An 8,803-nucleotide genomic window follows, 5' to 3' on the forward strand; every position below is an offset into this window, starting at 1 on the left:
AACAGGCTGGCCAGCTACCAGCCGAATTCCATCTGAATGGGGATGCCGTCCACGATTTCGGTCTGGGCGTGTGGGGCCACGCCGATCGACAAGCCGAGTTGGTTGGCGATGGGCGTGTACAGGTCGGTGGAGACCTCTGGTGTGCGCAGGGAGATCAGGAGGGCGTAGCTGACGGGCAGGCCGATGCGGTCGTTGCGCCTGTTCGCTTTCCACCAGCCTCCGACGGGGTAGACGGCGAGCGTGCCGCAGTCGGCGAGTTCGGTCGCCGATCCTCGCCAGATGTCCGCGTGCAGAGAGCCGAGGTTGCGGGCCCGGGGGCCGACCAGCCACTTGCTGTTGGACTCGAATGCCTTGGGGTTACCGATGCCGTCGCTCTCGTGTTCGGCCTGTTCGGCCAGTCGCCTCTGGAAGGAGTCGCTGGATTCGGTAGGGCCTTTGATGGCGAAGCGAAGGCCGTGCGAGGCGTAGCTGTAGCGGCCGAGCATGCCGCGCCGGCCGGGATTGGGCTCGATCATGTAGGCGAGCGTCACGCGCAGGTCGACGGTGGTCTCGGCCAGGTCGCGCAGTTGTTCCAGGGGCCACGGAAGCTCGTGCAGCTTGAGTTCGGCCAGGCGAACCTGCCCGCCCTTGACCTTGTACGGCACCAGGGTGTTCTGGATGATCATGGTGACGGCGTTCGAGGCGCTGCTGCGGATCCGTTCGGCGGTGGGCATGCCCCATCCGTACCGGCGGATCACCTGTCTCATCACGTCGCCCTTGGCGAGTTTGGGGGCGCCGGTCTTCTTGAACAGGCCCTGTTCGACCATGGCCGGGGTCCACTGGGCTTCGTGCACGAGAAGGGCGCGGACCGTCTCCGGTCGCAGTCCGGGGTAGGCGCTCATCGCCGTGGCGGCGAGTGCAGCCGCCTGGGCCGTGGCGGCGCTCGTGGCGTTCGTCCAGGTCAGCTGACGCGCAGGGTCGTGGTGGGTGGTCGCCACGCTCACCAGATCGTGTGCGTCCAGGATGCTGTCGTCAGGGGCGACGAGCATGTTGCCGCCCTCCAGAACGATGTCGGGCTTGGTGATGGAGCCGTTGGTCAGCGCCACCGAGGTCCGGCTGAAGGGGGACAGAGCACCGGGAGCGGCCAGCGGACGGAATCCGCTGAACAGGGCGGAATCGGGGACGGCGTCCATGTGCGTGCACGCCCCGACGGTGAGTACGTTGTGTGCCTGGGCGGGTTCCTCGATGCGTGACAGGTCGGACAGAAGCAGCGGATCCAGCGTGCCGTCGTCGCGGCGCATCTGGTGGGGGACGGCACCGCGGATGTTGCCGGCGCTGACGATGATCAGACGTGAGGCTTCGGGATCGGGTGCTCCGATCAGCTCGATCCGGTCGTCCCGGACGGTGACGTCCGTGCCTGCTGCCAGGGCGTCCAGCGTGGCCGACCACAGGGTGGCCGTGCCGTCTACGCCGTTCTCCCCTTCCCCGGACTGCCGGGTGACGGCCATCGAGAAGACCCGTCCCGACGGTGCGGGGCCTCCGTTGCCGATCTCGGCGGTCGCGACCGCGTTCGCAGTCGTCTCCGCACAGGTGCGCGGGGATGCGTCAAGTGTGTGAGCGTCGTTGAGGATCTTCACGGACTCAAGACCGTGACTGAGAACGACGGGACCTTGCGATTCAAGGGCTGCGGCGAAGTCCCCGAAGAGGGCGAGCCCGGCCATCTGCGTGCCGTGCCCAATCCGGTCGGCCGGAGTACTCCCAGGAAGCACGCTGTAGGCGCGCTCGTGCAACGCGGGCTTCAGCAGGGCGTGCTCCTGGGCTATCCCTGTGTCCAGGATGCATACCGCCGGGGCTTCCGGTGCGGCAGGCTCGATGCGCGCGGCGAGATCCTTCACGAGGTCCAGTCGGAACTCGCGGTCGACGGCGTAGAGGCCCTCGGCGAAGGTAGGGCTGCGGATCTCAGCAGGGCAGGCGTTCGTTGCCAACAGGAACGCCAGCTCGTTGCCGGTCGTCGCGACGTGCGCCACCAGGCGTTCCCCGACATGGATCGCCCGTTCGCTGACCCGCCAGCGACGCTCTTCGGCCAGGGAACGCAAGGTGTCAACCGCCGTCGGCGAGATCCGCGGATCGAACCACAGCTCCCACCAACGCTCCTCATCCAGCGGCGGCAGATCCTGCCGCTCCTGCCAGAGGTGCTCCAGCAGAGCCCGCTGGACCTGTTCCATATTGGCCACCAGCACGGCCTGCTTGGGGTTGCCGCGGGGGGTGTTGTCCGTGAAGTCGGCGATCCGCTGGGTGAACGAGGCGACTTTGTCGAAGGGGATCCAGACCAGCGCGTCCTGCTGACTGTTCTCGGTCTGCGGGTGGCTGCTCATGAGTGTCAGGCCGGAAGCGTCCAGGCGCTCCAGGTCCAGAGGGTGGTCGCGAGCCGCCTCGATACGCACCGCGAAACCATCAGGCTGACGCTCCTCGGGCGTCTGCTGCATGGACTGGGTTGCCTCACGGCGGGCCTTCTCCAGCCCATCCACCAAAGCATCGGCGTGCCCCTGCCGGTCTGTGTGCTGGACCAGGGCCGGGCCGCTTCCACCGGCAGCCTCGGAGCGCGGGGTGAGGGTGGTGGCCTCCCAGGGCACGATCAGGTGCGGGCTGAGCCGTGCGGAAGAGTCGGGCTCAGGCATGGTGGGAGGCGTGGCGCTCGGTCAGGGCCTCCAGCAGCAGCTGTTCGTCCACCACGTCCCGGTCAGCCAGGATGGCTCGTTTGGCTGCTGCTTCCGCCGCTTTGACCAGCTCGGCGTGACTCAGGCCCGATGCACGTTCTGTCACGAGGCCCCACCGTAGTGTGCTTGTGTCCATTCCGGCTAGACGTCGCTGCAGCACCTGTACAGCTTCCTCCCCGGTGGGAGGGCCGTAGGTGGCGATCATGTCGAAGCGACGGAACAGAGCCTGGTCCAGAAGCTGGTGGTGGTTGGTGCCTGCCACCACGAGACTCTCGGAGGGCGCCTCATCAAGAAACAGCAGGAATGAGTTGAGGATCCTGCGGGCTTCGCCGACGTCGTTGCCTGCCGCCCGTTCGGCTCCCAGAGCGTCGAACTCGTCAAACAGGTAGACCGCACGGGTCTGAGCCACGGCGTCGAAGACCAGACGCAGCTTGGCGGCGGTCTCACCCATGAACCGGCTGATCAGACCGTCCAGGCGAATGGTGAACAGGGGCAGTTTCAGCTCTCCGGCCAGGGCCGCTGCCGTCATGCTCTTGCCCGTCCCAGGAGGCCCGGACAGCAGAATGCGGTGCACCGGGGTAAAGCCGAAGCGCTCCAGCCGTGCACGCTGTCGTTGTTCGTGCAGCACGCGGTCCAGTGACGCACGCAGTCCGGCTTCCAGGGTCATGTCGTCGAGCTGGGTGTCCGGATAGCCTGCAGTCAGGAGACTGGTCAGCTCACCACGCGGCTGCACCACCGGGGTAGCGGCACGCTGGGTGCCCGGCTTCCCCTGCCGCTGTTGGGCGGCCTCGACCAGCTCACGCAGCTCTACCGCGAACTTCCCCTGCCCCTGGCGGGCGGACTTCGCCGCCACCTGCAGAGCGACGCTGTAGAAGAGGTCATCGTTGGCTTCGGAGTGCGCCCGCACCAGAGCTTTCAGGTGATCGGCGTTCGCCGCCATACGCCTGTCACCCTCCGATGTGGACTGCCTGTAAGAAGAGATATACCCAAACCAGCGGGCCCCTGCGCCTGCATCGTACGGCCCTGGGCACCAGGCTGCTGCCCGGATCCAGCGCCGACCGAGATGTCCGGATGAGTGAATCGCGGCGCCAGAGCGCCGCCGGGCCTGCTGGCCTGGAACCCGTCTTGCCCAGGCCGCGGAAGAGCAGTCTGCCGGTGATCTTCGATCTATGTGGTCTCGTCTATATAGAGCCGCACATAGACAACGTCGATGCGGCCGTCGAGCAGCATCGAGGCCTGGTCGCGGGGGGCGCTGGCCCCGTGGTCATCAGGGCGGAAGCCAAGAATACGTTGGTCCGGCGCGGCGCCCTGGCCATGCAGGAGCCTGCCGAGTCGCACAGCTGGTCGCCCCTTTTCTCATCTATCTCCCAAGTGATACCGAGAAATCTGCTTCGTTGCAGTTCAGTGTCCTTCATCTCCGTCGTGATGTTGATCCTCCCGATCTACATCGGGATGTGCATGCTGCTCTCGTGGTTCGCCACCTGGGTGGCCCGCCGTCAGCGGCGCAATCCGAGGACGGAGGCGGTGGGGGTGGCCCCGGCCGAACCGGGGACGCTGCTGCCAGGAGGGCAGTAGCCGGGCCCTGCCCGCCCGGCAGCAGTCGGTGATCACTTCTCGCGCAGCGGGACCGAGAGATGACTCGGGTCCGTGGAGGGCGAGGAGAAGGTCAGCTGCGCGCCGGTCGGGTTGTGCTCGATGTACAACGGATCGACGGTGTCGATCACCAGGGCGAGCCGGTGACCGGCCGGGACGTCGTAGGCCGTGGAGTACAGCTCCAGGTCGACGGGGAACGGCCGGCCCGGCGTCTGCCCGTGGAAGGTGTACGGAGCGTTGCTGACCAGTTTGCCGATGCCGAGAGGCCCCACGTCGTAGAGATACGCGACGAGGGTGCCGCTCGGCTCTGTGCTGGTGACCGTGGTGTGCAGCGCCGACGTGCCCCGGATCCGCTGCTCGGTGGTGTACCGCGTGGACTGCCAGACGCTCGCGAAGGTGCGCGGCAGCAGGGGCACGGAGACCGTCGGCGGCAGCTTCAGGAACTGGTCCAGGGCGTTGGACAGGATCGCGATGCCGCCGTTGGCGCCGGAGTCGACGCCTGCCCACACCTTCTTGGTGCCGTCCAGCGGGATCCGGTTCTTCACGGCACCGACGGACTTCCAGTCCGGATAGCCCTCGTACCCCTGCTCCGTACGGGACTTGAGCTGGACCGGCAGTTCGGTGTCGATGCCGTTGGGCTCGCCCCGGAGATAGCGGTCGAACCAGCGGCGGGTGCTCGTCCAGGTGTCGTTCGGCAGCCCGAGCAGGCCGGTGGCCTCGGCGGTGGCGTGGTCGCCGGGGCGGAACTCCAGCCGCTTGGGGCCGGTGAGCTTGTCGTAGAACGAGGCGTACTGGTTGGGCGGGAAGATCGTGTCGCCCCAGGCGTTGCCCATCATGATCGCCGCGCCGTTGGCGTTGATCCGGTCCAGATACGTCGCGGGGGAGCGCTTCTTCCCCCAGGCGATCATCTCCGGCTCCTTCTCCAGGTTGGAGCCGAGGAAGTCCTTGAGCGTCCGGTTGAGTTCGTCGCCGGGGCGGCCGGTGACCAGGCCCGCGCCGCCGAGCAGGGCGGCGGCCTGGAGGTGCTGGGTGCGCCCGCTGTAGATCGAGTCGATCAGGTCGGCCCAGCCGCTGAGCGCGGCCACCGCCTTGATCCGCGCGTCGTGCCCCGCCGCCAGCAGGCTGATGCCCGCCCCGTAGGAGACGCCGCCCATGCCGATGCGGTCCGGGTCGGCGGAGGTGTGCTCCAGCGCCCAGTCGATGACGGCGGAGGCGTCCGCGATGTCCGGCGGGCCCGCCACCTCGATCTCCCCACCCGAGAGCCAGAAGCCGCGCGAGGTGTAACTCACCACGACGTAACCGGAGTCGGCGAGCTTCTGGGCCTGGGCCAGATACTCGATCTGCGGCATGGCCCAGCTCGTCGGGAAGACGATCAGCGGATGCTTCGTTCCGGTCGCGGCCCCGGCGGGCGTGAAGACGTTGCCCTTCAGGGTGATGCCCCCGGACCCGGGGATGTCGTGGAACGTCAGGCCCTGGGCGGTCGCGCCCGCGGGCGGGGTGCCGGGGGCCGCCGTCGCGGCCGGGGCGGCGGCGAGCGCGGCCCCGGCGAGCAGGACGGCGGCGGTGGTGATCGAAGCGGTGGTGCGCAGTGCCGGTTTCGGACGTGCCACGGGGTCACTCCTCACGCGTGTCAGTGCAAAGTGACCCGACGGTAACCCCGGTTGTTTACCGTTGGTAACTACCGGGTGCGTTGCGTGAAGGTAACGATTGTTGGACGTGGTGTCAGTAGTGCTGCGGGCCCGGAGCGCCCCGCACGCGCTCCGGGCCGCAGCGGGCGCTACCGGCTCACCTCAGGGCGCTCTTCGCCGCCCAGTCCTCCCACGACAGGTTCCACGCGCCGTACCCGTTGCCCTCGGCGACCGTCCCCTTGGCCTGCGTGCCGGTCATCTCGAACGGGTCGCCCACCCGCACCTGTCCGTACAGGGCCGCGGCGTCCGCGTCGCTCATCCCGACGCAGCCCGAACTCCGGTTGGCCTGGCCGAAAACGCCCGCGTTCCACGGGGCCGCGTGCACGTACATCCCGGACCAGGTCAGCCGCATCGAGTAGTCGACCATCTTGTCGTAGGCGTCGCCCAGGCCCACCGTCTCGGAGCGCATGTTGATCGTGCCCTCCTTCGACATCAGCACCGCCGTGCCCCGCCAGGAAGCCTTCTCGCCGCCCGGGGTGCCCGCCGACATCGGGATGTCCAGGACCTGCTTCCCGTCCCGGTGCAGGGCGAGCCGGGACCGGTCCAGGTCGACCTTGACCACCTGGGCCGCGCCGATCGTGAACGTCGTCGTGTAGTCGCGGACGAACCAGCCGCCGTCCGCACCCGTGTCGACCCCGTTCAGCTGTGCGTCCAGGGTGACCTTCGTGCCGGGCTTCCAGTACTCCCTGGGCCGCCAGTCGACGCGGTCCTTGCCCGAGTAGTCCTGGAGCCAGCCCCAGGAGCCCTCGGTGTCGTTGGAGGTGGAGACCTTCAGGGCCTTCTCGACGGCCGCCTTGTCCTTCACGGGGTGGTCGAAGACGACGGACAGCGGCTGGGCGATACCCACGGTCGTGTTCTTCCCCGGCGCGAGGAGAAGCTTGTTGACCTTCTCGGCCTCGGCGGTGGCGAACGTGGCCCGGTCACTGCCGCCGTCCGTGTCCCGCGCCTCGACCGTGTACGCGGTGCCGGGCGCGGCGACCCGATCGGACGTCCAGGTCCGGCCGTCGGCGGATATCTTTCCGGCCAGCGCGCCGCCCTTGCCCGCCGTCACCGACACCGCCTTCAGCTCTCCGTGAGCCAGCGTCACCTTCACCGGTCCGCCCGGGGCCGCCGCCGCGCCTTTGAGGTTCACCGAGACGCTGGTGCCGGGCGCCTTGGCGTCGCCGCCCACCTCGGCGGAGCCCGAGGGGTCTCCCGCGCACGCGGTGAGCGCGGCGGCGAGCAGGGCCGCCGGCCCGGTGAGGGCGAGCCGGGCCCTCCGGCCGGCCGGGACGGAACGACGGATGCGCGGACGTGCGGAACTCAACGGAAAAACCTCCAGGGCGGGTGTGCTCACCAGGGGAGAGGCATTTCCCTCATGTCGGGTTCCTTCCTTTCCCCGGAGAAACCTCACTGCTCGGCCTGGAGTACGCTCCACCGTCGGCCGGCTGCCGAAGTCGTTCGTGAAAGGCAGAAGAGATCGCGAGGTCATCTTCGTGGATCCACCCGCAGAGCGTTTCACAAGCCAAGGCGTATTCGCCGACCGCCAGGAACTCTCTCACGTCCTTGACCACCTGCTCCCGGACGACAGGGGAGTCGGTCAAGAGTTCCGTGATCACGGTTCGATAGCGTGGATTCTGCATCATGGCACCTGATTTCCCATCCATCGCCCGGCCTTGAACGGGTCAGCTGTGAGGACGGGCAGCGCAGCTTTCCCTGCTCCCGTCCTCAGCTTCTGCCCGGCCGTCGCGATGTCCGGCCGGCCGGGCGCGGGTGCGCCGCCGACGTCGGGCCCGGTCAGCCGCCCGCCCGGTGGGAAGCGGGCGTGCTGGGCACGGGCGCCTGGGCCTCGCGCGTCACATCGCCGATCAGCTCCACCACATCGGGGCCGTACGCACCGGAGTTGACGACCCTCAGCAGCAGGCAGAACGACTTGGCGCCGTGCTTGCGGCGCAGCTTCTCGTAGTTGCGCGTGACGTAGCGGGTGGCCGCCTGGTTGGTGATGGCGCGCTGACCGCAGAACAGGAAGACCGGGCGGGACTCCTGACTGCCCGTCAGGCGGGCCAGCAGGACGTACTCGGAGGTCCCCGGCTCCAGCCGGTAGCGCTCCGAGCCGATCTGGAACGCCACCCGGTCGGGGCCCGGGTCCTGCTCGACGTTGATCCGCACCCCGGGGAGCAGGGTCCGCAGATGCGCGGCCATCCGCTGGTTGGACGTCGGGCCGCCGACGCAGAACTCCGTGCGCTCCCCGAACCCCTGCTGGGCCGTGTCGTGCGTGACGATCTGCGCGTGTGCCGCACAGTCCTTGATGAGGGCGGAGAGTTCGAGCAGGGCGAACGCGTCGTGACGGTGCACCGACCCTTCGGCGCCCGCGTAGCGGTTGACGACAAGCAGGCATTCGGAGTTCGCCGGCAGTCCGAAGAAGGTCTGTTTGCGGCGGAGTCCCCGCCGCCAGAGGTAGGTCCGGGCGAGCCAGCCCAGCGAGGCACTGATCCCGGCGGCTATCACGCCCAGCACGATGTTGCGCACGTCGTCCGTCATGGGCGCGCATGGTATCGGTCATTCGGGTAACCGTTCGAGGCGGTCCTGACGATCCGGCTCCCCCGGGGCCGCCTTTCGCGAACCGGGGCCCCGGCCGGGTCGTGCCGATGCCTGTCAGGCGGCGTTTCCCGACGAGGCCCGGACGGCCTCGGGGGCCGGGGCGGTGCTCGCGCCCTCGGGGACCGCAGTCGCCACCGCTACCCCGATTCCGAGCTTCTCCAGGATCTTCTTCTCGATCTCGTTGGCGAGGTCGGGGTTGTCCTTGAGGAAGTTGCGGGCGTTCTCCTTGCCCTGGCCGAGCTGATC

6 protein-coding genes and 2 pseudogenes are annotated in these 8,803 nt (G+C 68.5%); 1 reads left to right on the top strand and 7 read right to left on the bottom strand.

Annotation, left to right across the window (positions count from 1 at the left end):
• Window positions 1-14: 14 nt before the first annotated feature.
• Both AB0F29_RS38070 and AB0F29_RS38075 read right to left on the bottom strand, forming a co-directional pair.
• Window positions 15-2,657 carry a S8 family peptidase gene (locus AB0F29_RS38070; RefSeq protein ID WP_361882531.1) on the bottom strand — a complete coding sequence of 881 codons (2,643 nt, stop codon included), beginning with the start codon at window positions 2,655-2,657 and terminating at the stop codon, window positions 15-17.
• Window positions 2,650-3,636: an ATP-binding protein gene (locus AB0F29_RS38075; protein WP_361882534.1), complete on the bottom strand. Its 987-nt coding sequence runs from the start codon at window positions 3,634-3,636 to the stop codon at window positions 2,650-2,652. Before AB0F29_RS38075 ends, AB0F29_RS38070 begins: the two co-directional genes overlap by 8 nt.
• A 470-nt stretch (window positions 3,637-4,106) precedes the next feature.
• On the opposite strand from AB0F29_RS38075, the pseudogene AB0F29_RS38080 reads away from it, so the two are divergent.
• Window positions 4,107-4,271 (top strand): annotated as a pseudogene (locus AB0F29_RS38080) (amino acid ABC transporter permease); the annotation flags it as partial.
• 32 nt (window positions 4,272-4,303) lie between these two features.
• Here AB0F29_RS38080 and AB0F29_RS38085 read toward each other — a convergent pair.
• The 5 genes and pseudogenes from AB0F29_RS38085 to AB0F29_RS38105 form a co-directional block, all read right to left on the bottom strand.
• Window positions 4,304-5,899 (bottom strand): CocE/NonD family hydrolase, encoded by a 1,596-nt coding sequence (locus AB0F29_RS38085; protein ID WP_361882537.1) that lies wholly within the window; start codon window positions 5,897-5,899, stop codon window positions 4,304-4,306.
• Window positions 5,900-6,074: 175 nt separating this feature from the next.
• On the bottom strand, window positions 6,075-7,283 hold the full coding sequence (locus AB0F29_RS38090) for an Ig-like domain-containing protein (protein WP_361882540.1): 1,209 nt from the start codon (window positions 7,281-7,283) through the stop codon (window positions 6,075-6,077).
• Window positions 7,284-7,332: 49 nt separating this feature from the next.
• The gene (locus AB0F29_RS38095; RefSeq protein ID WP_361882542.1) at window positions 7,333-7,623 is read right to left on the bottom strand and encodes a MafI family immunity protein; all 291 of its coding nucleotides are present in this window, start codon (window positions 7,621-7,623) and stop codon (window positions 7,333-7,335) included.
• 130 nt (window positions 7,624-7,753) lie between these two features.
• Window positions 7,754-8,497: a hypothetical protein gene (locus AB0F29_RS38100; protein ID WP_361882545.1), complete on the bottom strand. Its 744-nt coding sequence runs from the start codon at window positions 8,495-8,497 to the stop codon at window positions 7,754-7,756.
• A gap of 114 nt (window positions 8,498-8,611) precedes the next feature.
• Window positions 8,612-8,803: pseudogene (locus AB0F29_RS38105) on the bottom strand (DNA recombination/repair protein RecA); the annotation flags it as partial.

It is taken from the genome of Streptomyces sp. NPDC026589, from assembly GCF_040638385.1.
Classification (GTDB): Bacteria; Actinomycetota; Actinomycetes; order Streptomycetales; family Streptomycetaceae; genus Streptomyces.